Consider the following 26,792-nt stretch of genomic DNA (forward strand, 5'->3'; position numbering starts at 1 on the left):
CACCTATTCAACAGGCATCAACTAAAAAAAATTTAAGTAGCTAATATTCTGTGGTTCTGTGTTTCTTTAAAATAATGAATTATGAAATTGATTCAAGTACATACTACTTAAATTTGTTTTTATTTATTTTATTGTAACTTTTTTAATATCTATTCGATTAATAACTGAACACCTAATTAAGGGGGGATAGGATTGTCAAACTATAAAAAAATCGATTTAGCAATCGAGGAGATATATGAACTATATTATAGAGATGTATATAAGTTCTTAATGTGTTTTACAGGTAACCAAAACGATGCTGAAGATTTAACACAAGAAGTGTTTATGAAAGTAATAAAGTCTTTATCTAATTTTAATAATCAATGTAAATTAAAAACTTGGATAATTTCTATAGCAAAGCATACCGCAATTGACCATATGAGAAGAAAGAAGTTTTCAATTATTTTCAAGGAAATTTTCTTTAACCAGATTCCATCGAATAAAAAGACACCGTATGAAATTCTTCAATACAGCGAAAATATAAAACATTTATATGAAGCTATATATCGATTAAAGACTAAATACAGAACAGTAATTATCCTTAGAGGAATTAATGAATTTTCAATTAAAGAAACTGCCGAAATATTATGTTGTTCGGAATCAAAGGTAAAAATTGATTATCATAGAGGGTTAATATCATTAAAAAAATTCCTACATATTGATAATGAGGAGGTATTTAACAATGCGAATTAAAGAAGAAATATTTGATACTATTAAAAATTCTCCAGAATTAAAGCCTCGTGAAGATTTTATACAACAGACAAAGCTGAAGTTAATTAATGAAGCCAGAAGATATAATAAAAGGCAAAAAATAATTAAAGCATCCTATCATTGGTCTGCATTTGCTGCTGCCCTTGCATTAATTACCTGGATTTCATTTTTAGGTGGGATGAATTATCTTTTGGAATCAGCAAGTCAAGTCATGGCTTCTTTTAATGGAAATACTAATCCTCCAGCAACGGAAAAGAATGAGGTTAATCCTATATCAATTAAAAGTCCAATGGTTTTAATTTATCATACACACAATACGGAATCTTTTTCTACATTAGCTAGTGACAATAGGCTATAATCAAACTAAAGATAATACCTACTATTGCCGAAGATATTATTTTAACGAGGTAATTGTTTTCAAGTCCACCAATAACATATCCCTTAATCTTTTGATAAAAAGTTGCTTCTGGAACCCAGTCAATAACATATCCAATCCCGAACATAGAAGGAAGGCTTATCAATATATATATAACGATAAAGCCGAGAAAAAACCTCTTGATATTCACAGTATTCAACCTCCATTCCTATATTTTTATACTATAATTTTCAATAGGAAATTTCAAAACTACAATTTTCCAACCATAGAATAATTTCATAAAACTATTGACATTTAAAGTATAATGATTTTACAATGAAAACATACTCACCAGTATTCTAATGTAACAAATGGAGGTTGAAATAAATGAAACCGCACGATAGAATTTTGGCAGCTTCTAAAGAGTTAGCCACTAAGAATCCTGCAGACAAAATAACATTTGCCGACATTGCAGAAATAGCTGAAGTTCATTGGACTACTGTAAGGAGATACTTTGGCAGTAAGGAGGGAATGCGGCGAAGATTAGTCGATTTTCAGGAACCTAACCAAAATCACCACTTAGATACGCGCACTAACATATTGGATTCAGCAGGTAAGGTATTTGGAGAACTTGGTTACGAAGGGGCAACACTTGATTTAATTGCCGAAGATGCAGGATTAACCAAAGGAGCTGTATACTGGCACTTTTCCAGTAAAGGAGATTTGTTTATTGAGTTAATAAATAAGAGCCTAACTAATTTATTAGTGGAACTCCCTTCCCAATTAGAAAAGGTATTTAAGTCTTCAAGTCCCGAACAAGCAATAAACAGATTGCTTAAGAGCCAGTTTCAAGCTTGTGAAGAAGATAAAAGCCAACAACCTACCTTGTTTTTTGAATTTATTTCTAGAAGGCGTGATTCTGAAGTTAGAGAAAAGTTAGATGTAGTTTTTGCAAAATTGTTTGCAGGAACTGAAGTAATTTTAGAGGATCTCCAGAAAAGAAAGATGATTTCAGAAAAAGTGGATGCCAGTTCATTATCTGTAACTCTCCACGGCTTAATAAATGGGATGGTTCTTATGTGGATGGTATCTCCAAGCTCTGTACCGCTCACTCAAATGGCTGACTCTATATCCAAAATAATATGGGACGGAATAAACCCAAAATAAAGCCCGTTGAAAAACCGGGTATTTTTTTGAACATAACATACTTTTAAGTATGTTAATGGAGTACTTTACAGTAGGTGAGGAGAATGAGGAGGAAGAATATGTTTATCATTGCTATTGTAACTGTCCTTATAGGAATGGTTACTTTATACTTTTACAACCAAAATCAATTTAAGAAGGCTGAATTGGCATATCCTCCTAATGGAGATTTTGTTGAAGTAGATGGTATCAAACTTCACTATTTGAGTAAAGGGAACGGAAAGCCGGTTGTGTTCTTGCATGGAGGCGTGCTTTCAAGTGAGGATTTTTCCGATGTAATAGAGCTTGCAGCCCAAGAGGGATATAAGGCAATCGCATTTGACCGCCCTGGGTATGGGCATAGCGAAAGGCCCACCAACGAAAAAGTCACTCCTATTACACAAGCTAAGTTAATTCATAAAGCATTAAAAAAGCTGAATATAACGGATCCAATTATCCTTGTGGGTCATTCTTGGAGCGGAACTATGATTATGTCTTATGCACTTCAATTTCCTAATGATGTTGAAGGTCTTGTTACCTTGGGAGGAGCAATGTATAAAGAAGGATACCCTGCTGAAAATGGAGATACTCTTTCAGAATTAGTAACGACTCCTATTTTGGGTGATTTAATTATGAATACCCTATTAGCAACACCATTAGGTAAGTCAATGGGTAAAGAAACAACTAAAGCAACGTTTTCACCGGAGACACCTCCAGCTGGTTACGAGGAAAAACTACTAGCTTTATGGGGTAGACCCACTCAATTTAAAGCTAATAGAGAGGATACTTTAGCTTTTCCGATAACATCCAAGCAAATTAGTTCTCGGTATAAGGAAATAGAAGTTCCAACTATTATAGTTGTAGGGGAAAATGACCCTTTTGGCACTATCAAAATGGCTGAAAGACTTCAAAAGGATCTTCCTAATTCTAAAATGGTCAGATTGCCCAATGTTGGTCACATGATTCCTGAAAATCACCCTGAGAAGGTATTGGATGCAATAGAGCTATTAACTATAATGAAGTAACAATAAAATTACATCTAGTAATTTGTTAATTAGTAAAAATACCTTCCAATAAATGTGCTAATGGAAGGTTTTTTCACCTACGTTTGTGTAGTATATCATGGCGTTGTTTGTGAATTATTGGAAAATATTGACTAACAATTACCTAGTAAACATAATGGGTACCATATTAACACTGCATAGAACCTAATATTAGAGTAATTAATCTTCTTATGTATTTTCTCTCATCCTTAACCAATTATCTCTTGTTAATTTCATTTTTAAGGAATCAATTCATTTACCTTCAAATTCTAAGTTGTTTTTATCTACACTATCTAATAAAAAGCCAACTTTTCATATACTTTTTTTGCTCTGGGATTAAAATCAAAAACACTCAAAGTAAGTTGATTCAGATTGGTATTCTACATAATTAATTATTAGATGAGTGGCCTCAGTTCCTAATCCACGGTTTCTTCCCATTTGACAAATAAGTATCCTAAAATTCATACTTTTTTCTTCATGATATTCATTTACTACTGCCTCTCCAACCAATATCTTTAAGGATTTGTCAACAATTGCAATATCCAAATGGTCTTCTTGTCATTTCTTGTATTGTACCAATTGATGACTGTTTCTCTGTCAAAATCAGATGTGCTTCCTGTAAGTTTTATAACCTCAGGATCCCATAACATTTTTCAATATAGGGAAGATCATTAGAATTAAATGGTCTAAGGATAACCTTCTCTCCTGAAATAATTGACTTTTCACTTAAATCTACCATTGATCTCACTCCACCACTATGTTTAATAATTGTATCTTATTTGTATAAGGAGTTACTTTTAACACGGAATCATAAATATAGCAATAATCAGCATTACAAATAATTTGAATGAGACATAACTTTATTTAGATTAAGTCAAGTATACCCTCAGGTTTTTGAACTATGTAATAAGGATTAGCTGATTTAATTACGTCTCTTCCATCGTAACCCCCTTCAACCCAGATCACTTTTACGTTACTCTTGTTGCAAGCAACTATATCTCAGTTCTCATCTCCCACATAAATTACTTCATTAGGTTGCAAATTCTTTGTTTTCAACATTTTTTTATTGTCGGTTCAATTGTTCTCGGATTGTTCTAAACGAGCTATGTCCAGAATTATGTAAAACTACAAATAGTTTTTCTGATGCAATCAGCTTAGTAGATTATTTTTTTATGTATACCGATTATCTAATTTATCACGATGAGACCTAAAAATATCTTCTAGCGGTATTTCATATTTATTTGCAATAACGATCAGGTTGCCTAGGACGTCCCCAAGTTCCTCTGTTAATTCTTTCTTTAGTTGTGATAATGTTCTTTTACTTTCATCGGGTCTATCTCTACCGATTTCTAGAGATCTTATTGCTCTAGCAACTTCTCCTGTTTCCTCAACTAAAAAACCAATTCTAATAAATATGTCTAATTCTGACCATCCTCTTTTTTCATAATAAGCTTTGACCCATTCCTGAAATTCATTAACGTTCAATGTATTTATCTCCCTAATATTTTTTTTACAGACAAAAATCAACTCTTGTTTGCTCCTCATACAATTTTTATCATTACTTGAAGGACTATTGTTTAGGACCAATTCATTCCAATTTCTTCTACATCTGTTCCTGCATATGTTTCATCTTTTGTCCGCCCTAAAATTCATAAATTTGGACTCACCTCAGTGAAAGGCCATTTAATCAACACTATGTATAAATAGAGAAAAAAACAGCCCTTATAACATACCATTCCTTCCCATTTTATTACTTCTATATTTACCGCTTAAACTAACGTTCGTTAAATCTTTATTTCACATCTATTTCAAAAATTTCATCATAGAGAATCACCTCGTTATTATCTACTCCTGCCTCATTAGAATAGATATATGGAATGACCTTCAGTTTGACTATGTTGTTTTCTAATGCTATAAATCTATTAATGTTGATGTCACTTGAGAGCTGTCTAGAGAATTCTTGCAATTTCATCCCATTTTGATCTTCAAGTCTGAAGTAAAGGTCATTGGAAATACCCTCCATTTTATAAGTAATTACTGTTGAAACAGGAGTTAATATCAATTCTTCTACCGTCACTTTCTGACCCTCCTCTAGGATAAAATACTTATTGGCTGGTATTGATTTCTTGTCTGCCCTGAGTTTTTCACCGGATGCAGTAAATTCAAAACTCCACTTTCCTTTTATTAATTTCTTTGAATCACTTCGTTCCAAATCATTAAAGACTATTTTAATTTGTTGATTATCTTGCAGTTTAATATTTTTTAAATCCGAAGTCCAAAAATAATTCACTGCTGAATTGGTTATTCCTTCGGGGCCTCCACCTCCCCCGAGGTCTGACTTTTTCCCATTAATATAAACCTCTATTTTTGAATACCAATTATAAGCCAAGTCATTATCCGATATATCCGTATGGAATGTACTACTAATAAGGAGTTGACCTTCATCTAATATTATTTCATTCAATGTCAGCTTCACTCCATTGCTTTCTACCGATTCTCCAATGACTGTTTTATAATCGCTTAATGAACCTTCTTGTGAATGCACAAATTTCTCTAGTGCGTCCCCGATTATTGGAATATCTGCTAAAGTATATTTTGTATTCATCCCTAAAATTGTTATGACTACCAGCGAAGCTGCTACAGCAAGTATCCTTTTTTTATTACCAGACCTACTCTTTAACTTTGCCTTTATTCTTTTTTTAGTAGCTTTCTTTTCGATATCCGTTATTTGACCGTCTTCAAATTCTAATAGAGTAATTTTTTCATCATTTAAACTCTCGAATAAGTTTTTCATCTATTCACCTCATTCTATTTTCCACTTGCTGAATTACCTTGAAATAATGACCGAAGCTTTTTTCGCCCACGGGACAAACGATTATAAAGAACGGATCTTTCCAAACCCGTTTCATTTTCTAATTCATCGATATTTTTCTCTTCAGCATAATGTTTGATGAATAATGTACGATCTTCTTTCTTTAAGTAACTGAGCATTTTCTCAGTAGTACTACTTAACATATTTCTTGTTACATGTGCTTCTACGTCAAATGGACTTTCTACCATCTCATCATGGATATCTTTTTGCTCTAAATATCTTTTGTATTTTCTTTGATAATCAATTGCCTTGTATTTTGCGATAGCTGCTACCCAATTTTTAAGTGAATTTCTACTTTCGTCATATGAATGAATATTATCCCAGATAAGAAGTAGTACATCATCCAAACATTCCTCTTGAATAGATTCTAAATTGTACAAGTACTTTTGAATGACTTTTTTTATCAAACCTCCGTAACAATCGATGATATAATATAAAGCTTTTTCATTTCTTTTTGTTAACTGTTGCACAACGTTACTATCGTTTATTCTCATTCATTTCCTCCTCGTAAGTGGCCCCTACACAAGTTATTACGTAATCATTGTTCTTATTTCTATCAAGAAATTAATTTTTTCTAAAATTGTTTGTTCTTATGTATGGCATTACTCTTAGGTCCATAAATAAGAAAGTTATCTATTGATAACTTTAGTTAAAAGAACAGACCTAAATAAATGAATATTCTTCTTAATTAGATTCTTTAAGATCACTACAACTTTCTTAACGTTGTTAAAAATAGGGGAACCGTCTTGAAGATTGGCTTAGTGTTGTTAACCCGAATTTTCTTGACGGTACTCCTTTTATCCCCTTATAATTTAAAGTTTGAACATAAAAAATGGAGCTACTTTTATATAGTAACTCCTAGCAACCTATGATTTTACTTCTACAATAAATGGGTAGACTGTAACATTCCCGTTTTCCCGAAATTCTGCCCATATTTTATAAATTCCTGGCTTTGAAAATTGCGTTTCGAAAACTGGTGTATCACCATCTAATGGATGTACGTGAAGATATTCATCTGCTTGTTCATCTAGAATCACAACGTGGCCTAATGCTCCTAAATATGATTCCAATTTGGCTCCGTGAACATCGAATGTCAAGTTAACCGGCTCATTCACGACTAATGATGTGGGTGTCATCGTTACTTTGTTTCCATTTATTGTTTTTTCTAGAGTTTGATCGATCTTCAAAGAGCTATGACTATGCTCTCCAGTGTCAGGATTTCCTACAGTAAATAAAATCGTTTGAACTTCATAATTTAGATCCTTTGGTTTAATATCAACGAATGCCTTATACGTACCTTCTTTTAGTGGACTTTCCACTTTAAACTGTCCTGGTGTAGTTTCTTCCGGATGTAGATGGAAGTATTGGTCTAAGTGATCATCCACTACGATCAAGTGAAGAAGCTTTTCATGGCTTACTTCTAAATCTGTTACAGGATTTCCAGCAAGGTCTTCAAGTCTTACTGTTAATGATTGATTCTCTTCTTTTACGGTTACCTTTACTTCACTTTCTGTACTAGTTTGTTGACCATGCTCATGTAATTCATCTCCAGAATGTGAGTCATGAGCTTTCCCAGCCTCTTTTGCTTCACTAGTTGAAGCAGTGTGCTCCTCAGTATGAGCGTCTAATTTTTCATCTACTCCGAAAACAGCTTCATAGGCAAAGTACCCAACAATGACAATAGCTAAATACAGAAAAGCTGAAATGATCCACTTTTTCATAGGACGTTCTCCTTTTATCTATAGTTTAACTCTTTGTAATCTAAGTGCATTCAGGACAACAGATACAGAACTAAACGCCATGGCTGCTCCTGCTAACCAAGGTGCTAGGAAGCCTAGTGCTGCAACTGGAATCCCAAGTGCATTGTAAGCAAATGCCCAAAATAGGTTTTGTTTAATATTACGAATGGTCTTTTTACTCATAAAGATCGCATCGGCAATGCTATTTAAGTCTCCACGAATAAGGGTAATGTCCGCAGCTTCCATTGCAATATCTGTTCCCGTACCGATTGCCATTCCAATATCAGCGATCGCTAAAGCAGGTGCGTCATTAATCCCATCTCCAACCATTGCAACAATTTTTCCTTGTTCTTGTAGCTTTTTCACTTCCTCTGCTTTTCCTTCTGGAAGGACTTCCGCTACAACTGAGTCAATACCAGCTTCTTTTGCAATCGCTTTGGCTGTACGCTCATTATCCCCTGTAATCATCACAACATTTAGACCCATGTCTTTTAGACGCTTTACCGCTTCTTTTGACGTTTCTTTAATTGTATCGGCTACTGCGACTATACCTGCATATTGATTATCGATCGCAATGAGCATCGCCGTTTTTCCTTTTTCCTCAAGCTGTTCCATTGTACGGAGTGCCTGCTCAATCTTGATGCTATGTTGTTGCATTAATTTCCTTGTGCCCGCTAAAATGAATTGGCCATTTACTTTTGCCTTTATTCCATATCCAGGAATCGCTTCAAACTCCTCAACCTCAGTAAGTTCGACATTTCTTTCCTTAATTCCAGCTACAATAGCCTCAGCCAGTGGGTGCTCAGATTGTTTTTCAGCTGTTCCGACAAGTTGTAAAAATTGATTTTCGTCCACTCCCTGCTCAACTAAAACGTCCGTTAAAACTGGAGTACCGTTCGTCACAGTCCCTGTTTTATCTAAAAGAATCGTTGTTAAACGGTGTGTCATCTCAAGGTGTTCTCCACCTTTAAATAATACTCCAAACTCTGCTGCTCTTCCTGATCCAGCCATAATGGAAGTAGGAGTAGCTAAACCTAATGCACATGGGCATGCGATGACAAGAACAGCAATTAATTTTTCTAGTGCTTCAGCAAAGTCTCCAGGTGCTACCCAGATGAACCAAACGAAAAATGTAAGAACCGCTATACCCACTACGATCGGGACAAAAATACCTGAGATTTGATCGGCCAATCGTTGAATTGGTGCTTTTGATCCTTGTGCCTCTTCCACCACTTTAATGATTTGCGCAAGTGCTGTGTCACGTCCGACCTTTGTTGCTTTCACCTTTAGGAATCCATTTTTGTTAATGGTGGAACCAATGACTATGTCACCGACTGTTTTATCAACAGGAACACTTTCACCCGTTAACATGGATTCGTCTAAAGCAGAGCGACCTTCAATGATTTCACCATCTACCGGAACCTTTTCTCCTGGTTTTACAAGGAGAAAATCACCAACAACTACATCCTCTAATGTAACCTCTTGTTCAACTCCATTACGTACAACTGTTGCCGTTTTTGCCTGAAGACCCATTAATTTTTTTATTGCTTCAGAAGAGCGACCTTTTGCTCGAACTTCAAATAATTTCCCTAAAATAATTAATGTAATAAGAACGGCGCTAGTTTCATAATACAATTCCACCATGTGACTTCCACTACCAATTGATACAATTGATAGGTATAAGCTATAGAAGTAGGCAGCAGAGGTACCTAAGGCAACTAGTACATCCATGTTTGCACTTTTGTTTCGTAAGGCTTTAAAAGCTCCAACATAAAATTGTTTCCCAACAATAAATTGAATAGGAGTAGCGAGTGTCAGCTGTACCCAAGGGTTCATAAACATGTCTGGAAGGTAAATAAAAGATGTAAAGCTAAAGTGACTAACCATTGCCCACAAAAGTGGAACGGATAAAATAAGTGAAAAGAGGAATTTTCCTTGTTGTGTTTCTAATTCTTTTGCCTTCATATCTACAAGGTCTTCTTTTTGATCATCTTTTAAAGTTGCTTTGTAACCAAGCTTTTCAACACGTTGTAACATATCGTTTAGACCTGTTTGTGATGGATTGTATTCAACGGTTGCACTTTCTAACGCTAGATTTACATTCGCTTTTGTAACACCCTCAATTTTATTTAAACCTTTTTCTATTCTTGTCGCACAAGCAGCACATGTCATGCCAATAATATTTAGCTCAACTTTTTCCTCGACTACGTCATATCCTAAATCATTTATTTTCTTTTTGAATTCATCTATTTGAACAACATTTGGATTGTATTTAATGGATGTTCTTTCTAGGGCGAAGTTTACATTCGCGTCTTCTACACCTTCTACTTTTTTAAGCCCCTTTTCAATTCGGATCGCACATGAAGCACATGTCATTCCTGTTATCGGAAGAACTGCTTCTTTAAGTTCCTGAGTCATCTACTTAACCCCCCATACCCAGTGATGGTATATTTGTTTTCAAAAGGAAACGTGCATATCATTCAGCACGTTTCCTTCAGTATCAAATTTCAACTTAAACTACATCATAACCTTGATCAGCAATTGTTTCTTTAATCTCATCTAAAGAGACAACTGTTGAATCAAACGCTACATCCACCTTTCCTTCAGATAAGTGGACTTTCACTTCTGATACGCCATTTAATTTTCCTACATTTCCTTCTATAGAATTGACACAGTGACCACATGACATTCCATTTACAGTTAAGGTTACTTTCTCCATATCTATCTCTCCCTTTATTTTTTCATTAATCGTTGAATCGTAACTAGAAGTTCGTTGACTACCTCTAAATCACCATCTTGTATTCTTTCTGTTACACAACTTCTTAAATGATGATCTAATAATTCTTTGGAAAAGCTATTTAATGCTGATTGGACCGCTGAAATTTGTGTAATGACATCATCACAATACGTATTTTTTTCAATCATACCCTTAATACCACGAATCTGACCTTCAATTCTGTTTAAGCGGGTAACCAAGGACTTCTTCACTTTTTCTGAGTGATGACTTACCTTTTCAGAATGATTGGAGCAGCAATTCTCACTTTCAATCAATTCTTCCTGTTCTTCAACCATATTCATAACCTCCTTATGAATATAATTTACCATACCCCCCTACCCTATGTAAAGTATTGATTGGAAAATAATTCTCTATTTTTTTACATCAGAGGATTTACTTATTATTAAGAATGTTTCTTTCACCTAGCAGTTCATCGTTTTGTAATAATTAAATTTCCCTTTATTCTTAGGAGACGCATAGATTTTCATTTCACTATCGATGGTTGTTTCAACATAAACACTTCTCATTTTTTTAAATTCATAAACAATAACAATGCTAAGCCTGAAACAATCATTAATACTATAAATATATAGGCAAAACCGCTTGCAATAGACGATAAAATGATACCAGCAATTGTTGGTCCTATGGTCGAACCTAAGGATCTAAATAAACTTAGCAGCCCAACTGCTGAACCTGCTTCTTCCATTGAAGTTCCCTGTATCACTAGGATGTTTAGTGGTGCACCAATAATGATCCCAATTCCAAAACCAGTTATAGCAGCAGAAACAAGTAGCAATGAATAGGTAATCGGAAAGATGAAAGAAAGTGAACCGATTAATGTGATTGCAAACCCTAGAAACAATATGTTTCTTGCTCCCCACTTTGTAACCAAATACCCACCTATCAAGGAAGCAGCCATAGAAGCAATTGCAAGTGGAGCCACTCCATAAGACGATTGTGCCTTCGTTACATCAAAGTTTGTTTCTATATATAACGGTAAAAGATTCATTGTTGATGCCATTATGAAACCGGACATCAGTGATAAGCTTAAAATAATTAACACATATTTTGACTTGAAGTAATTCAGTTTGATGATAGGATCTTGTGAATGCTTTTCTGTTTTAATGAAAAATGGGACGATTAGTAAACCAATGATAAGTATTGGGACATTTTTCAATGTAATACCTAGCATAACAGAAAGGATAATACCTGTTATTAAGATAATGCCTAAATAATCGATTGGTTTCTTACTAATTGTTTGTGGTAATTTCATCACACTCATTGAAAAAACAACCAAGATTGAAATAGGTACATTGATTAAGAAGATCCATTGCCATGCATAGTTTTGAATGATATATCCTCCTACAATAGGCCCCATAATACTTCCTAAGCCAAATACTACACCAATCCATCCCATTGCTTTCGCACGTTCTTCAGTTGGATAACTTACAGTAATGTAAGCAGCAGTAATCGGGAATATACCCCCTGTACCTATTGCCTGAATACTCCTTCCTACTAAAAAGGTCAAAAAGTTAGGAGCGACAGCTGATAGTAATGAGCCTAATCCAAATAACAGAATACCAGCCATGAAAATTCGCTTTCTACCAAATCGATCAGAGAATTTGCCCATTAAGGGTATACTAACTGCAAAAAGTAAGGTATAAATCGTGAAACTCCACACCCCCCATGAAGTATTGATGCCAAATGTACTAACAATCGAGCTTAATGCGGGCCCGACAATTCCGTGATCTAGGGCTCCCATAAAGATTCCAGTAAGATAAATACTTAACACAAGTGATTTTTGTTTACTTTGCATTTGTAATTTGTTTTCTAATAGTGCTTCCATAACCTTTAACCTCCAATATATAACAAGGAAATAATTGCTATATTTATTACATACTATACCCCTGTAATGTATGTAAAGGAAATGTTTTATATTTTATTCCAACTTAAATTTAGATAAAGTTCTCCCCTGAACACAAGCATACATAATCTCTTTCAACCTCTAAATTATCGCAGTTCTCCTTCTGAATGCCAGATGCTGCATTAGGCTCCATTTATTGCATAAATATAATAATAATGATGCATGGACTGCTACTCTAGTACTAGAAAAAGGTATGTCTCATTAGTCAGATTTTCATTGAGAAACGCCTAGGTTTCAGTTGTAAAATAGAGTGTATCAGTACCAAGTAGTTATTTATAAGATAGGTAAGAGTTTGAAGTTATCGCTCTCCTACCGATTCTTAGATCTCACTTAATGTAACGACTGTCTTATCAAAACCTACATCCTGTTTTCCTTAAGATAAGTGAATCTACACTTCAAATGAAATGAATCCTTCTAACTGAGAACCGTCGCTCCTGGGTCTTGCTTTATTCAGTTCCAATGTAGTCCTCAATAAAATCATTAATTTGTTTACTCATATCCTGAGATTTTGTCCAGTGTAAATAATGATGTCCATCCAAGATGATGAGTTCGCTAGAATCTTGATTACGTAATTGGTCTTGATAAAATGTGACATTTGATTTTCCTTCTTCATTTACCTTGTCTTCCTTTGTCGTGAACATCATAATAGGTATGTTTGGAGGAAATGACATATCCTTTGTCTTCTTGATATTATTGCTTAATTCTTGTGCTTCTTCTATAACATTAGAATTGTATGCCTTCCAAGCAGAAAGCTTCTCAGTCATCTGTAAATTTTCTTCAGAATAAGTCCCTTCATCTGCGATTGGAAGAAAATTATCAGGAATGACATTTACCGCAACTCTTGCGATTCCCATTGGGGCGACAAGTTTCAAAAATCCTGGTAAACTTGGTGCAGCTTCTTGAAAGTATTCTGTTGCCATCGGTAAAGTGCTATCAATTCCAATAATAGCTTCTACCTCATCAGGGTATTTATTTACGTAATACATGCTATAAATTCCCGAAACGGAGTGAGGCATTAAGATATAAGGCCCATTGATATTGCTTTCCTTAAGAGCTGCTCTGATTTCCTCCGTAATGTTCTCAACTGTTCGTTCCTTCTTTGTTACGTCGCTCCAGCCATAACCAAAGGGCTCTATGACTACAACTTTATTATTTTTTGCCATTTCATTCATCAACGGTTCGAAATCTAGCGCAGGAGCTGTCGTACCTAATCCACTTAATAGGACAACGGTATGTTCACCCTCCCCCTCTGTATACACGTGCATTTTCTTCCCATCAACCTCAACTAACTGCCCAATTGCAGAGTATTTCTTTTGCTCAAATTTAGTCATCACCTGATGGTATACAATCCATAGTAGAAAGATAGATAATAAGATTAAAAATACATTTCTAACAATTCTCCAAAATTTATGCTTTTTTTTCCCTTTCATTATTTCACTTCTCTCTTATTAATTTTGTGCTATAGGATGGTTCTTTAGGCGATATGTCAGATTTATATCATAAAAGCAATTAATTTATCACTTTTGAAGTAGAATACGTTTTTATTGAAAGTGGCTCAAACTGGTAAAGTTCTCTTAATAAAGCTTCTGGCTTGTTTTCTATAATCGCGAAAGACCTGAATCTTTCATGTAAAAACTTTTGTTCAATCATATGGTCAAGCAAATCAAGTAATGGATTAAAATAATCTTTGACGTTAAGAAGCCCACAAGGCTTTTGATGCAATCCAATTTGCGCCCATGTGAAAATTTCAAAAAATTCCTCCATTGTTCCAGGACCGCCTGGTAAAACAATAAAGCCATCAGCTAACTCTGACATTCGCGCCTTTCTTTCATGCATAGTCTCGACGACATATAATTTGGATAACAGTTTATGCGAGATTTCCCTCTCTTCTAACAACTTAGGAATTACCCCGATGACCTCTCCACCATTATGTAAAACCGAATCAGCTAATGTTCCCATCATTCCTACACTAGCCCCTCCATAAACCAATGTGATTCCCCTTACTGCTAGTTCTTTTCCAAGTTCTGCTGCTACTTCTTTATATTCTTTTTGTGCCCCATCACTCGACCCACAAAAAACAGCTACTCTCTTCATAATTTATTCTCCCTTCAAATATCCTTTAGATGTACAAATGGACTCACCATTAATGGTTGTATTAAAACTTAAAACCTACCAAGATGTGTATCTTTAAATCCAGTGCTGTATTTTAATCCATAGCCTAAGGAGCGGTCCATTCCAATATGGGCACTCCAAATCAAGCCAACCAATAAGAGGATATCAACTTTCATTAAAATTGACACTCCTACTAAAAGTAGAGGAATCGTATAAGTATGAAAAATGTTATAAATATATGCACCCATTTTATTATTAACTACATATCCTACCATTCCTACATCAGGCGCAAGTAAAAAGATAATAAATACTATCCAACTAAATTCATTTACATAATAAAATCCAATGGCAAGTAAAAATACAATGAACCCTTCTAAACGCATTATTTTACTCATTCTACTAACCTCCTATAAACTCCATATTTATTCGACTTATAAAAAGGGCAAAAATTACTTAGACAAAAAAACTCCTTTATATTATAATCGCCTTAACACTAACGAACGTTAGTACATTGATTATTATAATACTTCTTTTTTAAATTGCAACAAAAAAATACCAATTACTAGCAAGAAAGTTTAAAAATTGAGGATAGGGAAGGAGCATTATATGATGGATGAGAAAAAGAATATAACTATTGCATTAGCTCAAATTTCGGTAATGGACGGAGACCTGGAATACAACTTAAAGAAGCATTGTGCTGTCATTGAAGCTACAGGAAAACATCACAGTAATTATGTCATTTTTCCAGAACTATCTTTAACGGGGTACGAATTAGAGCGTTCAGATCAACTTGCATTCTCTTATGAAGATGAGAGATTAATTCAAATTCGAAGCTGCTGTATTACCAATAATATAAATGCTGTGGTTGGAGTTCCCGTTAGGTTTGGAAAAGATATAATGATTTGCAGTTTAATATTCTTTAAAGACGGTACTTTTGAACTTTATACCAAACATTTTTTATATCCTGGCGAGGAACAATATTTTATTCCGGGGAATTTGGATCCTAAAATAATAGAAAAGAATGAAATATTTTCCTTTGCAATTTGCGCGGATACAAACAACCCTATACACAGAAGCAATGCTTACAGCACTAACACCTCGGTTTATATCACAAGCGCATTGTTGTCAGACAATGGTTATGCAAACGATACTAAGGTACTTCAGCACACGGCTAAAAAGTATAATATGACAGTCTTTATGGCAAATTATTGTGGTGAAACTGGCGGATATAAAGCTGCTGGGGGAAGCTGTGCATGGAATTCAAGTGGAGAACTAATTGGTAAAATGGACTCTAACACGGAAGGAATATTACTTATAGAATGTACAGATACCCGTGAATGGTCATTGGATAAGATAATTGCTTTTTAGAATAATGGAAAGGAAGAGAGTAAAAATGCTATATACGAAATTGACAAGTTGCCTCCATTATCAGTTGATGATCTCTATCGACAAATGTAAGAGAACCTTACCAATTAAACATTCCCGTATTTAGCCAATCTGCTCTTTAGAAACAAAACGCTTAAGGCGCTTTCTCAGCCCCGGCAAGCAAATGTTCTGTGTCAATAAAAGTCGTGTTTTGACTTCTTGACACTCATTTCTACCTCGAAGGGCTAGGTGCTGAAGCTAGACCTAAATACACCTCATTTAGAAATATCCACAGCAAAAAAAAATCATTGTACGCTAAACAACAAAAAAACGCTAATCCTTTGGATTAACGCACCCTATACGTAAAGTACAATATTCACACTCTTACTTTTGCTACCTTATTTTATTATAACAGTTCAGTAAGAAAGCACTGATCCTATAGATCCTTCTCTACAAAAATGTAATAGATAGACTCTTTAGGAATAATATTTGCTATCAACTTATATAACCTATTTAATTCTGATAATACCTTTGTACCTCCCCAGCTCCCCGGTAAAAATTCTGGTGGTAACATGGGATCAATATCCAACAGTTCATTTATTAATTTACATATCTCTAAATAATAGCTAAATGCTATTAAATCATCCGGATGTTGATTATTTAGTAGCTTATTAATATCTGATTTACGTTCCATCTCAAACCGTTCAAATTTTTCTTTATATATATTATTCAGTTCTTCAATCTTCCATATTTCTAATGCTTTATTTGCTCCTTTCTCACCATCTTTGGAAATCTTATTTAATAGGAATTCATTACTTGCAAGAATCGTTACATAATCCTCAATTTCAAGTGTGTCGATAATATTAATTACATCTTTTGTTATATCCCAAGGGTAAACATACACACTTTTATTTAATTGCCCAAATCCAAATTGAATCAGTTTTCTCCTAAATATATCTCTTTTTTTCCTTAACATTTCTGGTATTTCAATTAAAATGATGTACCATTTCCCATCCCAATGCTTGCTGTATAAATCCCTTTTAAAATATAAAGAACTGAGGACTTCTTTTCCTAATGGAGTAATTCGATAAATGGCACGATTTAATGAATCAATATATTTTTCCTTTTTTAATTTAGTTAATAAATTTCTAATTATTTGTGGGGTATAGCCCATAGCTTCATATGTTTTGATTAGCTTTTTACCTTCAATTTCTCCCACTTTAGAGAGTAAATATAGTAATTGCTTTTCAAGTGTCAAAAAACTCACCTCAATATTAATGATATAGAATGTCCATAGATTTTCAACTAATATTTTTAGTAATCGATCTATACATTCATAACTAATATTGACAGTATTAGCCAGAATATTTATAATGTAAATATATACGCTCGTATATAATATACTTATAAAAGGTGTTGGTTCTTTTGAATGAAAATCTACTACATAAAATTGAAAAAGAATTTCAAGAATTTAGGGTTTTAGATGAAGAAGGAAATGTAATTGATGAGCTGAATTTTCCGAACTTGCCCGATAATGATTTAGTTGAATTGATGAGAAGAATGGTTTATACAAGAACTCTTGATAAACAATCTATTTTGTTAAATCGCCAAGGGAGACTTGGTTTTTATGCTCCAACATCTGGGCAAGAAGCATCAATGATAGGAAGTCAATTTGCACTTGAAAAAGAAGATTGGATACTACCGGGTTATCGAGATATTCCACAGTTATTCTTTCATGGTGTACCATTACAAAATTTATTTCTTTGGTCCAGAGGACATTTTAAAGCTGGTCAATTTCCAGACGGTGTTAATGCGTTGCTTCCACAAATCATAATTGGTGCACAAATTATTCAAACTGCAGGTGTAGCACTTGGTTTAAAGAAAAAACATCAAAAGGCAGTTGCTGTAGGATATACGGGTGATGGCGGTTCCTCACAAGGCGACTTTTATGAAGGAATGAATTTCGCCGGAGCCTTTAATACGCCAGCAATCTTTTTTGTCCAAAATAATCAATTTGCGATCTCTACACCATTTTCAAAGCAAACTGCAGCTAAAACAATCGCACAAAAATCTGTTGCGGCTGGAATTAAGGGTATAAGAGTAGATGGAATGGATGTATTAGCTGTTTATAAAGCAACAAAGGATGCACGTAATCAAGCAATTAATAACGAAGGACCAACACTTATCGAAGCACTAACATATCGATTTGGTCCACATTCTACTTCAGGTGATAATCCTGACCTTTATAGAGAGTCAGATGAAGTTGAAAAATGGAAAAGCAAAGACCCTTTAAATCGCTTCCGGAAATTTCTTAATAAAAGAGGACTGTGGAACGAAGAGCTAGAAGAAGCTATAATTCTTGGTGCAAAGGAAGATATTAAAAATGCTATAAAGGAAATTGACAAGTTACCACCACAAACAATTGAGGATCTTCATCGCCATATGTATGAGAAACAATAAATTTATAAAGTCACCTTAGGTATATTTTGCACAAATTTTAAGGCACTTTTCGTAATCCTTGTTGCTTTTAGATAAAAATTAACTAGGTTTTGTATAGAATGGTATAACCTATAAAGAGGTAATAGTAGATATGGAATTTTTTCTGGTATTATTAATATGTCCTATCATTGTTCTTGTAGCATCAATTATCGGTTTCATTTTGGTTAGAAGATGGTTTGTAATGCCACTATTAACATTAGTTGTGTTCACCATCTTAACTTTCTCTGTTTTCAATGAATCTTTCTTTATTTGGGTTGTAGTTTATACAATAATTTCGTTCATTGTCAGTTTAATTATGAGATTTATTAAGAAGTAACTTAGTTCTTCTTATTAGGAAAAAGATACCGTCAATAGACGGTCCTTTTTTTGCAATACCCAAAGCATTGACAGTTGTATGATTCAATTTTTGACACGCTGAAAGCATCTGCTCTACTCGTTTTAAAAAAATATCTAAAACGGGAACACGCAGATACTTGTTTATACGCTCTTATTCCTGGTGCAGGGAAAAAGTAACCTTGGTAAGAAGATGGAAAATTCATACGATCGATATAGTCAATGCAACATTTGATTTGGCTGTAGGACATTGGAACTAACCTGCTTCTTTTTTTGCATAGTCCTATACCATTTCTATTAATAGACAGGTTATGCCCTCTACTTTATGAAGACACTACCAAAATAAGTTTGCTTCAGTTTGGTACATCTAGTTTAAAAACAAGTTCTCCATACATATTTGCTTTCTTCTGACTTGTAAATCCTACTTTTTCATATATATGTATTGCTTGATTATTCTCTTTCTCAACAGTTAATGAGATGCTTTTACATGCGGGATGTGTCTTTTTTATGAAGTCTACTATAATATGTAAAGAATCTTTTCCATAACCTTTTCCTTGGAACTTCTTATCAATTTGAAATCCACCGATCCAGTAATTATACTCACTACCTGGTGTATAAGAAATGTAGAAAGCACCAATGATTGAATCGTTACAATAAAGAGCGTAAGGATCTAGCGCTTCATCCCAAGGCTTAAGATATGCAAAAGCAAGAGATTCTGCCACAGTGGGAACAAATGTACTTTGGTTTTCATGAACAGATATTTTGAATGCTTCTTCCCAATTCTCTTTTGTAATTTCTCTAACTAAAATGTTTCGTGTCATAAAATCCCTCTTTTTTTCTAATTCTCCTTAAGATACATCATATTCGCACTATAATAACTAACGTTTGTTAGCACATAATACTATTATATCCCTTCTTCCAAGAAATGCAATAAAATTCACCTGCTTTGTTGTATAATTTTATCTATTAATCTATCCTTGTTGTCGATTAGCCAAGCTTCACTTGCAAGTATCCAATCTATGATTCCAATCATCCAATTTTCACTATCAAGCCCTTTTACATACCTTGCCGTAAAGTAAACGAACATGGCAGCACGACGAAGTCTTATCAAAAAAGGAATATACAATAATTCATTTTCGGTTAAGGGGGTAACACTAACATATCCTTTTGTCAGCATGCCTATGTTGGTTAGACTTTGGTCCATTTCCCATAATGCTGTTGGTCCTCCGCCTAGCGCAATTGCCAAATCCATAGGACGTACATCATAACAGCAAAATTCAAAGTCGATGATTCCAGTTATCTTTCCTTTGATAGACAATATATTGCCCGAAGTATAATCACCATGAATATACTGTTTTCCAAGCAGATGATAATAACTATTATCAATCTCCTTATCAAGTTGTTGAAAGATCTTATGTAGTTCGTGTTTTTTTGCAATAGAAGTTGGTAAATGATCAACAATTTTATCAATACCTTTAATTAAAGGATGAAATTGACGAAATTGATCATAGGCAGGATTTCTTCCCAAATCTTTATATACATCTTCACTTAGTCTACTTAGTGCTTTATTTAACTCTCCTAATGCCTTTCCAGCTTCATAAGCTTGTTTAGCATCGCTTAAATCTGGATTAATCCCTTTTAACAAAGGCATTAAAATAGAAATGGTTCCATTTTCAGATGACTGATATAAATAATCACCAGTATGGTTCATTATAAAAGTGGGTACTTCAAAGGAAAGCTGACAATTACTTAGGTACTCCAGTATCAAATACTCACGTCTAACCTTGGTTATATCACTTTCACTCTCATAAATTCTTAAAATATACGAATTATCCTCTGTAATTATAGAGTATGTTTTATTCATAAAGCCTTGATTAATTTCCCTAATCTCTATAATCCTACCAATATCCCATGTATTGCAAATCAATTTTAAGTCCATATTAACTACTCCTAACGAATTAACGTAAACTATTTACCGAAACATTTTCTAATTAAACGTATAACTGTTTTTTTACTTAGATAGTTTTAACGAATAACCTTGTGAGCATAAAAATTAGAACCTATAATAATTGAAATATTCTATGTGAAAAAGAGACCATCCAAGACGGTCTCCACTACTAGTTAAGATTTAAACAATAAAGTGGCTCGGTTTCTTCCCCAAATTCTACGACACGGCCAGTGTCTTTGAAACCCAGACTCATATATAAGTTTTTTGCTCTGTCATTAGTTGGAACAAAACTTGTATAGATTTCTTCACAAGAGAGCTTTCTCATTTCCTTGATTATTTCCAGCATGGCTAATCTTCCATAACCTTTTCCCTGGTATTTATAGTCGATCATTAACCTTGTAATAAAATACACATGTAAAATGGGAGAAAGTCCATACATCGCAAAACCTATCATCTCATTCTCATTATTGTAGATTGCTTTCGTAACCCATTCAGGTTCAACCTTTGATTGTGCAATGGAAAAGACATTTGAAGCAACATTTTCCTCAAAAAGAGGGTAACCTGTAGACTCCTGCGATTTTAACATTATACATTGAAAAAAGTTATTGCTATCTATATCTCGTAAAGTTATACCATTCATATTCTTTTCTCCTAAAATTGAAATCTAAGACACTTCGGTACACATTCTGACTGAAAATGATACTATGCTAGTAGAAAGAAAAGTAAACTTTTAGTTAGTCTCCCCTATATATGTTCTGTTTGTTTTATCAAGTTAAAATGTTGCTTATGTTGTACTATTACGTGAACAACGAATGCCATACTACATGCAAAAATACATCCCCTAGCATATGGGCAATAATTGCATACTCTAGACCCTTTTTCCAAAATAAATAACCAAAGAAGACACCCATCAATCCATTTAATACTATAGCACGAATAAATAATAAACTAGTAATCTCACCAAAGACAGTTGCAGTTGCTGGTAAATGCCCGAGCCCAAATAATAAGGTCGATACAAGGATCGCAATCCAGTAGATATATTTTGGAATAGGCCTAGACTGCTTCCGATAGGAAATGGAACAAATCCAAACAATTAAAGATAGAAGGAAAAGACGTAATAATATTTCTTCAACAATACCACCATAAAACATAAGCAATCCTATTTTCCACAGACTTACATTCGGTACTAACTGGGTTACAAGATGAGGTTGAAATACCTTTACTTCTAGGACTGCAATGATTAATGTTCCTACTGCACTGCCTAAAATTGCAATCATTATCCATTTCAAAGACAAAGGAACTGTTTTATTTTTATATACTAAACCTCTTAGATAAGAAACATTAAAACCTACACGTCTAGCAAGATGGAGGCCAATAGCTGAAGCAATTAACGTGTAGAGTGTTACCTGAATGACATTTATTATTGCAGCAATTGTAAAGGAGATATGATAGGTCTCAATCAATATATCTAGTAGCCCTATCCCCTTTTGATAAGGAATCATTACCACGGCAGCGAAAGCTCCTAAAAGTGTCAACAGTAATATTAATCTTCCATCCTTTTCAGTTAAGTCTTTTTTCATTTCTCATTTTTCCTTTGTTTAACAAATAATGTTATGGATACAATTAAACAAACAGCTCCAAGTACAGCATTTAATGCTACTTCCCAATCAGTACCAGTGTAGATATTTGAAATGCTCCCTGTAGCAAATAAAATCGTTAAAATTATCCAGAAAGCAACCTTAAATCTGTTATAATACACACTAAACATTTGAAAATTCTCCTTCTCCTACAATTATTTTTGGCTGTTAGCATACTCTTAGAAAGAATTATCAACGTGTACACTCTCAAAAAATGTTATGTTTTTTATGTTGGGTTGCTATTTACTTAATCTTACCTATCCACTTACTTCTCAAAAAGAGAAAAAATAAGAACATTTATAAATCAAATCACAGATTGTCATTTTTCTCAAAATGGCCTTTTTGTATCGTTTAAACAGCCTCATTCTCTTTCAGTACCTTGTTAATCATAAAACTGTTAAATACATCTGGCTCTTCAAAACAAGCCATGTGCCCCGAATTTTCTAGAATCAAGATGTTCTTTCTTGGTGCTTTGACTTTTTGATAAAAAGTTTCAACTAGGTCATGGACAATTTTGTCGTGTCGCCCCATGACAAAGTAAACAGGTACATCTAATTCATATAAACTCTCAGCTATATTATAGGAACATAATTCCTCCCACAAGTGTTGAGAAGTGAAAGAGAATCCTTTAAAGAAATTTAGTCGATCCCTCATGTTAAAATGAGAACTTAACAAGTAATGCATATTGATGAACATAGCATTTTTCTTGTAAGTAACTCCACCTATTTTTGTAAGATAGGTTCTCTGCTTTACCAGTCCATCAATTGATTTATATGAACCATTATTAGGTGCGCCTATTTGCTCTAATTCCACAATTGCCTTCTTGTCATTCACTTTGGTAGCATAATCAAAAGTGAATTTATAGGAGATTTCCTCTTCCAAAGGCCGATTAATCGGCTGGTTAATTCCCACATACGCTGATATTACTTCCGGATATTTTTCTGCAAAAAGTACCCCTATTAAAGCTCCCATCGAGTGACCCATAATATAGACCTTCTTTTGATTGAAACGTTCTAGCAAATGTTGTACTAGCTCATATGCATCAGAGAGTAATTGCTGTACATTCATCGTTTGCGGGTCGACGTCTTTGTTATAGGACTTCCCACAACCTCGCTGATCCCAATTCACAACAAGAAAGTGATTCTCTAATTCTCTATTATACTTATGTTGTGCCCCTGTTTGGGGACTTCCTGGGCCACCATGAAAGAATAATAGAATTGGGTTTTCTATACTAGAACCACGAGCAATGTACCATTGTTCAACATTACCTAATGTAACCTTTTCCATAAATTTCAAAGAGAACACCAACTTTCTTTATTATTTAATTTTGTTTACCACAATATTGAGAAAACCCACACTGGTGCTTTCACTTGGCTTGAGTTCTAATCACTAGCTGTTCCATACAGTACTACTTCTACTCTTTATCTAGTTTCATCATTTAAGCAAATCCACAAAATTATTTAATTTGTCTAAAGATGTCAGATTCTTATTGCATGATTGACTATCATGGCATATATAATTTCCTTTTGTCTTAAAAGTTCCTTGTTCTTTTCCTTTTTCTTTAACAAGGAACATCCCAACCTCTTTATGACTATTACATATAGAGCAAACCCCTTTTTGATTCGATGGTGTAAATGAACCTTCTATACCGATCAGCTTACTATCACGATTAATGACGATATACCTTTTATTAGAAGTGGTATCTGTCCAACTTAGATAAGCTATGTCGCGTAAATCTATTTCAGCAAGCGAAGGTACCTTTAACTTCTTAGCTTTAGGAAATAGCTTCTTTATTCCCTGCTCTGACACTTCAAAAGGCATGACATAAGGCTTCAATTGTGATAAAAAGGCTTCTGCCTCTTCTTTATTATCAATTAAAGATATGGGTTGTAATAACTGTGCTTGTTCCTCATCTATTAAAGGAAATAAAACTAAAACTCTTTCTAAAGTCATTGATTTCAAAGCACTCCTCACACCATCATCATTAGCTGTAGCGTGACCATTAACAAGATTTTGTACTTGTCTTTTTATAAAATTAAATTGATCCGTACGAATAAAAGATTTCAATTCTATCACTCCAATAATTTATTGAACTTGACCTAATTCATCTAAACTAACCAATGTAGTGGCGGAGAAACCGATTTGGGTAATTGGGTCATTTTATCACCCTTAGCTGCGTTCACTTGTGCCTGAGTTAGGAAGAAGCTTCCTGTCAAATTTGCCCCACTTAAGTCGGCATCTCTTAAGTCTGAACCAAGAAAATCACACATTCTTAAATCAGCACCTCTTAGGTTAGCAGCAATTAAATAAGCCCCTCTAAAGCTAATACCTTTTAGATTAGCTCTTTTAAAATTTGCACCGATTAAATCAGTGGTCACTCCTTTAGGTTTTAGGTATTTCCCACCCTTTACTTTGGTTCGCACTAATTTGCTTACATCTAGAAGCAAATTACTAATAATCATTCGATGCGCAGGCACATCAAATTCTAAGAGGGACGCTCGACTACCATGCGTAACCATTTCCGTTTCTTCGTATATCTGTTGCAATTCATTATATAAAGGGCGTGCATCCTGTAAGTTTAAAGCCTCCTGTAAGTAATGAAGCATTTCATGAAGTTGCTGCATAATTGGAAATACCTGGAACATTTCATCAGCAATATTCGGAGAATCCCTCCAACTTACCCCTTGAAAGGATTCTTGAGAAACCTTTTGACCTGCTCCATAGCATTCATATACCGTACATCCTTTAAAGCCACTAGTTCTAAGATTTTGGTGAATTTTACACCTATAATTCGATTTAAGGTGTATACAAGGAGTTCCGCCACATTTTTTCATAGCAAAATCGGCAGACTGCGAATAAGGCAACGCCACACAACACAGAGCAAAGCAATTTTCACAATCTGCTTTTAATTTATGAGGCTTATTGTCTTTGTTTATGAGTTGCTCGGTCAACACTTACACTTCCTTCTATTTTTACATGGGTTTGTAAATTTCCAGTAATAATCTTCTTTAAAACTAACTAACGTTAGTATATAATATTATTATATCCATTCATTAGCAAATTGCAATATCTATTCAATATTTAGTACTGTGTATAAATAGAAATCTTTTAGATAAAAGAATGACTAAAATGAGGTGTAGAAGTATGACATTAAGCACAAAGGAAAGAATTTTTTATACATCATTGGACCTATTCTCCCGAAGAGGATATAGTGGAGTATCTATACGTGAAATTACTAGAGAAGTAGGGATTAAGGAGAGCTCCTTATATAATCACTATCGTAGTAAAGATGCTATACTGGAGGATATCTTTACCTTTTTTAGAGATGATTTCTCTAAAACGCTACCACCAATTGAAATGTTAGATAATATTTTACAAACTAACTCAGTAGAGGAATTTTTAAAAGCAGGACACAGAAATTTCAAGAAGTATATGGAGAATGAAAACGGGCAAAAAATATGGCGAATTCTTCAAGTAGAGCAATACCGTTCTCCTCTTGCAAGAGAAATAATTATAAACGATTTATTCAAAACAACGATACAATTCCTTGAAATAGTTTTCACAAAATTAATAGACATGAAAAAGATCCGTCCACTCAATCCAAAAATGTTAGCAATAGAGTATCAATATCCTGTTTTCTCCTTACTAACGGAATATAATATTCTAACATTTGATGGGAAGGATACCTCAGAAGTAGAATCCCTTTTAGACCAGCATATTGCTTTCTTTTTAGAAACAATATTAAAAACATAATTCCCTTAAAAAAGCACAGATGATACGCGCGTCATCTGTGCTTCTTATGTATGTAATTGTCCTCCTATATTAATATGTAAATAACGATTACCCGTATAGTTATGCCTCCATAAGATACCGTTGCTGGTAAATCACCCAGTCCAGATTGGAGACTAGATAAAAGGATAGTGTTCCGTTAATTGTCAAAAATATTTAAGTGGGTATTAGTCGATTGTGTGTCGGATATGAAAGACCCATTAATAAAACATCTAGAAAAACAAATAAAAGCATCAAAAAAATTCTTACAGGAATATGGAATTAAAAAAATTGGCATTTTCTATTCATACGCCCGTAATCAACAACAAAATACTAGTGATGTAGGTATTCTAATAGAATCTGAGAAGGCAATCGGTTTAGAATTCTTGTCTATTAAATATTACTAGCAGATAAATTAGGCTTGAAGGTTTATATAGCAACTGAAGCAATGATAAAACCGCAATTGCGAGAGCAAATACTCAAAGAGAT

Annotated in this window: 30 protein-coding genes; 9 read left to right on the forward strand and 21 right to left on the reverse strand. The window is 34.1% G+C overall.

Annotated features, from left to right (window positions below):
• Window positions 1-192: 192 nt before the first annotated feature.
• Both J2S19_RS21270 and J2S19_RS21275 read left to right on the forward strand, forming a co-directional pair.
• The gene (locus tag J2S19_RS21270; RefSeq protein WP_307346189.1) at window positions 193-732 is read left to right on the forward strand and encodes an RNA polymerase sigma factor; all 540 of its coding nucleotides are present in this window, start codon (window positions 193-195) and stop codon (window positions 730-732) included.
• Window positions 722-1,108, forward strand: coding sequence for a stage II sporulation protein P (locus J2S19_RS21275; RefSeq protein WP_307346192.1), 387 nt, complete (start codon window positions 722-724; stop codon window positions 1,106-1,108). The genes J2S19_RS21270 and J2S19_RS21275 overlap by 11 nt, the downstream gene beginning before the upstream one ends.
• Here the strand turns inward: J2S19_RS21275 and J2S19_RS21280 are convergent.
• Window positions 1,089-1,316, reverse strand: a complete 228-nt coding sequence (locus J2S19_RS21280; protein ID WP_307346195.1) for a hypothetical protein — start codon at window positions 1,314-1,316, stop codon at window positions 1,089-1,091. The two genes, J2S19_RS21275 and J2S19_RS21280, sit on opposite strands and share 20 nt — an antisense overlap.
• 176 nt (window positions 1,317-1,492) lie before the next feature.
• Between J2S19_RS21280 and J2S19_RS21285 the strand changes: the two genes are divergently transcribed.
• The gene (locus J2S19_RS21285) at window positions 1,493-2,272 is read left to right on the forward strand and encodes a TetR/AcrR family transcriptional regulator (RefSeq protein ID WP_075983121.1); all 780 of its coding nucleotides are present in this window, start codon (window positions 1,493-1,495) and stop codon (window positions 2,270-2,272) included.
• 98 nt (window positions 2,273-2,370) lie between these two features.
• The gene (locus J2S19_RS21290) at window positions 2,371-3,312 is read left to right on the forward strand and encodes an alpha/beta fold hydrolase (protein WP_075983122.1); all 942 of its coding nucleotides are present in this window, start codon (window positions 2,371-2,373) and stop codon (window positions 3,310-3,312) included.
• Window positions 3,313-4,500: 1,188 nt separating this feature from the next.
• Here the strand turns inward: J2S19_RS21290 and J2S19_RS21295 are convergent.
• The 11 genes from J2S19_RS21295 to J2S19_RS21345 all read right to left on the reverse strand — a co-directional run bounded on the left by J2S19_RS21295 (window position 4,501) and on the right by J2S19_RS21345 (window position 15,148).
• Window positions 4,501-4,815, reverse strand: a complete 315-nt coding sequence (locus tag J2S19_RS21295; protein WP_075983123.1) for a MazG nucleotide pyrophosphohydrolase domain-containing protein — start codon at window positions 4,813-4,815, stop codon at window positions 4,501-4,503.
• A 307-nt stretch (window positions 4,816-5,122) separates the two neighbouring features.
• Window positions 5,123-6,124: a DUF4179 domain-containing protein gene (locus tag J2S19_RS21300; protein ID WP_307346198.1), complete on the reverse strand. Its 1,002-nt coding sequence runs from the start codon at window positions 6,122-6,124 to the stop codon at window positions 5,123-5,125.
• Between the two features lie 14 nt (window positions 6,125-6,138).
• Window positions 6,139-6,696 (reverse strand): sigma-70 family RNA polymerase sigma factor, encoded by a 558-nt coding sequence (locus J2S19_RS21305; RefSeq protein ID WP_075983125.1) that lies wholly within the window; start codon window positions 6,694-6,696, stop codon window positions 6,139-6,141.
• Window positions 6,697-7,068: 372 nt separating this feature from the next.
• Window positions 7,069-7,923: a DUF8832 domain-containing protein gene (locus tag J2S19_RS21310; protein ID WP_307346203.1), complete on the reverse strand. Its 855-nt coding sequence runs from the start codon at window positions 7,921-7,923 to the stop codon at window positions 7,069-7,071.
• 18 nt (window positions 7,924-7,941) lie between these two features.
• Window positions 7,942-10,359 (reverse strand): heavy metal translocating P-type ATPase, encoded by a 2,418-nt coding sequence (locus tag J2S19_RS21315; protein ID WP_075983127.1) that lies wholly within the window; start codon window positions 10,357-10,359, stop codon window positions 7,942-7,944.
• A gap of 94 nt (window positions 10,360-10,453) precedes the next feature.
• Complete coding sequence (copZ, locus tag J2S19_RS21320) at window positions 10,454-10,660, reverse strand: copper chaperone CopZ (protein ID WP_075983128.1); 207 nt, start codon at window positions 10,658-10,660, stop codon at window positions 10,454-10,456.
• A 14-nt stretch (window positions 10,661-10,674) separates the two neighbouring features.
• The gene (locus tag J2S19_RS21325) at window positions 10,675-11,013 is read right to left on the reverse strand and encodes a metal-sensing transcriptional repressor (RefSeq protein ID WP_235816556.1); all 339 of its coding nucleotides are present in this window, start codon (window positions 11,011-11,013) and stop codon (window positions 10,675-10,677) included.
• A gap of 227 nt (window positions 11,014-11,240) precedes the next feature.
• A complete protein-coding gene (locus J2S19_RS21330) occupies window positions 11,241-12,563 on the reverse strand; it encodes an MFS transporter (protein ID WP_307346207.1) in 1,323 nt (440 codons plus the stop codon).
• Between the two features lie 524 nt (window positions 12,564-13,087).
• Entirely contained in the window at window positions 13,088-14,071 is a 984-nt protein-coding gene (locus tag J2S19_RS21335) for an alpha/beta fold hydrolase (RefSeq protein WP_141770172.1), read from the reverse strand.
• A 79-nt stretch (window positions 14,072-14,150) separates the two neighbouring features.
• On the reverse strand, window positions 14,151-14,735 hold the full coding sequence (locus J2S19_RS21340) for an LOG family protein (RefSeq protein WP_075983131.1): 585 nt from the start codon (window positions 14,733-14,735) through the stop codon (window positions 14,151-14,153).
• Between the two features lie 68 nt (window positions 14,736-14,803).
• On the reverse strand, window positions 14,804-15,148 hold the full coding sequence (locus J2S19_RS21345) for a DUF4260 domain-containing protein (RefSeq protein ID WP_307346212.1): 345 nt from the start codon (window positions 15,146-15,148) through the stop codon (window positions 14,804-14,806).
• Between the two features lie 214 nt (window positions 15,149-15,362).
• On the opposite strand from J2S19_RS21345, the gene J2S19_RS21350 reads away from it, so the two are divergent.
• Entirely contained in the window at window positions 15,363-16,121 is a 759-nt protein-coding gene (locus tag J2S19_RS21350) for a carbon-nitrogen hydrolase family protein (protein WP_307346214.1), read from the forward strand.
• A gap of 433 nt (window positions 16,122-16,554) precedes the next feature.
• Here the strand turns inward: J2S19_RS21350 and J2S19_RS21355 are convergent, their stop codons facing one another.
• Window positions 16,555-17,376 carry a PaaX family transcriptional regulator C-terminal domain-containing protein gene (locus tag J2S19_RS21355; protein WP_075983133.1) on the reverse strand — a complete coding sequence of 274 codons (822 nt, stop codon included), beginning with the start codon at window positions 17,374-17,376 and terminating at the stop codon, window positions 16,555-16,557.
• A 167-nt stretch (window positions 17,377-17,543) separates the two neighbouring features.
• Here J2S19_RS21355 and pdhA point away from each other — a divergent pair, with 167 nt between their 5' ends.
• The gene (gene pdhA / locus J2S19_RS21360) at window positions 17,544-18,578 is read left to right on the forward strand and encodes a pyruvate dehydrogenase (acetyl-transferring) E1 component subunit alpha (protein WP_075983134.1); all 1,035 of its coding nucleotides are present in this window, start codon (window positions 17,544-17,546) and stop codon (window positions 18,576-18,578) included.
• A gap of 130 nt (window positions 18,579-18,708) precedes the next feature.
• On the forward strand, window positions 18,709-18,933 hold the full coding sequence (locus J2S19_RS21365) for a DUF2651 family protein (RefSeq protein ID WP_075983135.1): 225 nt from the start codon (window positions 18,709-18,711) through the stop codon (window positions 18,931-18,933).
• A 370-nt stretch (window positions 18,934-19,303) separates the two neighbouring features.
• Here the strand turns inward: J2S19_RS21365 and J2S19_RS21370 are convergent, their stop codons facing one another.
• From J2S19_RS21370 to J2S19_RS21405, 8 genes are all read right to left on the reverse strand, one after another.
• Window positions 19,304-19,771 carry a GNAT family N-acetyltransferase gene (locus J2S19_RS21370; RefSeq protein WP_307346219.1) on the reverse strand — a complete coding sequence of 156 codons (468 nt, stop codon included), beginning with the start codon at window positions 19,769-19,771 and terminating at the stop codon, window positions 19,304-19,306.
• A gap of 116 nt (window positions 19,772-19,887) precedes the next feature.
• Window positions 19,888-20,889, reverse strand: a complete 1,002-nt coding sequence (locus J2S19_RS21375; RefSeq protein WP_307346222.1) for a phosphotransferase enzyme family protein — start codon at window positions 20,887-20,889, stop codon at window positions 19,888-19,890.
• A gap of 178 nt (window positions 20,890-21,067) precedes the next feature.
• Window positions 21,068-21,538, reverse strand: coding sequence for a GNAT family N-acetyltransferase (locus J2S19_RS21380; protein WP_307346225.1), 471 nt, complete (start codon window positions 21,536-21,538; stop codon window positions 21,068-21,070).
• Between the two features lie 157 nt (window positions 21,539-21,695).
• Window positions 21,696-22,478 carry a CPBP family intramembrane glutamic endopeptidase gene (locus J2S19_RS21385; protein WP_307346228.1) on the reverse strand — a complete coding sequence of 261 codons (783 nt, stop codon included), beginning with the start codon at window positions 22,476-22,478 and terminating at the stop codon, window positions 21,696-21,698.
• On the reverse strand, window positions 22,475-22,666 hold the full coding sequence (locus tag J2S19_RS21390; protein ID WP_075983140.1) for a hypothetical protein: 192 nt from the start codon (window positions 22,664-22,666) through the stop codon (window positions 22,475-22,477). The genes J2S19_RS21385 and J2S19_RS21390 overlap by 4 nt, the downstream gene beginning before the upstream one ends.
• Window positions 22,667-22,886: 220 nt before the next feature.
• Window positions 22,887-23,822, reverse strand: coding sequence for an alpha/beta fold hydrolase (locus tag J2S19_RS21395; RefSeq protein WP_307346273.1), 936 nt, complete (start codon window positions 23,820-23,822; stop codon window positions 22,887-22,889).
• A gap of 147 nt (window positions 23,823-23,969) precedes the next feature.
• Window positions 23,970-24,602, reverse strand: coding sequence for a FusB/FusC family EF-G-binding protein (locus J2S19_RS21400; protein WP_075983142.1), 633 nt, complete (start codon window positions 24,600-24,602; stop codon window positions 23,970-23,972).
• Between the two features lie 41 nt (window positions 24,603-24,643).
• Entirely contained in the window at window positions 24,644-25,486 is an 843-nt protein-coding gene (locus J2S19_RS21405; protein ID WP_307346233.1) for a pentapeptide repeat-containing protein, read from the reverse strand.
• A gap of 193 nt (window positions 25,487-25,679) precedes the next feature.
• Between J2S19_RS21405 and J2S19_RS21410 the strand changes: the two genes are divergently transcribed.
• Together J2S19_RS21410 and J2S19_RS21415 are read left to right on the forward strand one after the other, a co-directional pair.
• The gene (locus J2S19_RS21410) at window positions 25,680-26,288 is read left to right on the forward strand and encodes a TetR/AcrR family transcriptional regulator (protein WP_159433183.1); all 609 of its coding nucleotides are present in this window, start codon (window positions 25,680-25,682) and stop codon (window positions 26,286-26,288) included.
• Between the two features lie 179 nt (window positions 26,289-26,467).
• Window positions 26,468-26,710, forward strand: a complete 243-nt coding sequence (locus J2S19_RS21415) for a nucleotidyltransferase family protein (protein WP_307346236.1) — start codon at window positions 26,468-26,470, stop codon at window positions 26,708-26,710.
• Window positions 26,711-26,792 lie beyond the last annotated feature (82 nt).

It is taken from the genome of Metabacillus malikii (assembly GCF_030813355.1).
Lineage (GTDB): Bacteria > Bacillota > Bacilli > Bacillales > Bacillaceae > Metabacillus > Metabacillus malikii.